The sequence below is a fragment of the Methylobacterium haplocladii genome (assembly GCF_007992175.1).
Taxonomy (GTDB): domain Bacteria; phylum Pseudomonadota; class Alphaproteobacteria; order Rhizobiales; family Beijerinckiaceae; genus Methylobacterium; species Methylobacterium haplocladii.
In genome coordinates, this window is record NZ_BJZT01000102.1 from 1 (window position 1) to 652 (window position 652).

Consider the following 652-nt stretch of genomic DNA (forward strand, 5'->3'; position numbering starts at 1 on the left):
CCGTGCCGCTTGGCGGCGGCTCTCACGCTCTCTTGACGAGCTTGGATTGCCCGACGGATCGCCTTGTATCTCGGAGTTGCCCGCCGGCGCGAAGCCAGCGAAGCTACATGGTGAGGGTCAGCCCGCGTTCGCCTTGGGCTGTCAAGCCCGCGACAGAGCATGGAGCGACCCTCACCGCCACAGTCCCAAACCCGGACAGCCGCTCGGGCCCGAGCCCGCATTTGCAAGGTAGGGTCATGGACGAACAACTCACCATCTTCGTCGGAATCGACGTGTCCAAGGACCGTCTCGACGTTCATCTCAGGCCGACGGACGAAGCCTTCCAGGTCGCTCGGGATGCGAAGGCGCTGGAGGCCCTCGCGCACCGCTTCAGCAGCCTACCGGTTGCCCTCGTCGTCCTGGAAGCCACGGGCGGCTTCGAGGCGAGCGTCGCTGCAGCGCTCGCAGCGGCCGGACTACCGCTCTGCATCGTCAACCCGCGCCAGATTCGCGACTTCGCCAGAGCCATGGGCCGGCTGGCCAAGACCGACACGCTCGACGCTGAGGTGATCGCCCTGTTCGCCGAACGCATCAGACCACCAGCCAGACCTCTGCCCGAGCCGGAGAGAAGCTACTTCGCCGAGCTCGTGAGCCGGCGGCGGCAGATCATCGG

At 66.6% G+C, this 652-nt stretch carries 1 protein-coding gene; it reads left to right on the plus strand.

What is annotated here, in order from left to right; genetic code table 11:
• Positions 1-236: 236 nt before the first annotated feature.
• Positions 237-652 (plus strand): IS110 family transposase (locus tag MHA02_RS21920; protein ID WP_147082703.1); only part of this gene is annotated, 416 nt, incomplete at its 3' end.